Genomic DNA, 227 nt, shown 5'->3' on the forward strand with positions numbered 1-227 from the left:
AAGATAATCTTTCACGCTGAGCATGCCTATACATGGCTGGGCGCCAAAGGGTAATTTATCTCCTCTAGCCAGTTTTATCGCCAAAGCGATCGACGCACCGCACGGAATATGCGGACCGTGATTGCTTCCTGCAATTAAATGCCACGTCAAGGTTTGAGGTAGTCCATTTACGTCGTCGCCTTCCATGGAAACAAACATACCGCCTTTGTCGCTTACAAGCGGCTCAA

Annotated in this window: 1 pseudogene; it reads right to left on the reverse strand. The window is 48.9% G+C overall.

What is annotated here, in order from left to right:
- Nucleotides 1-186, reverse strand: a pseudogene (locus tag AKL28_RS25255) (saccharopine dehydrogenase); the annotation flags it as partial.
- Nucleotides 187-227 lie beyond the last annotated feature (41 nt).

The sequence above is a fragment of the Herbaspirillum chlorophenolicum genome (assembly GCF_001189955.1).
In the GTDB taxonomy this organism is placed as follows: Bacteria; Pseudomonadota; Gammaproteobacteria; order Burkholderiales; family Burkholderiaceae_D; genus Herbaspirillum; species Herbaspirillum chlorophenolicum.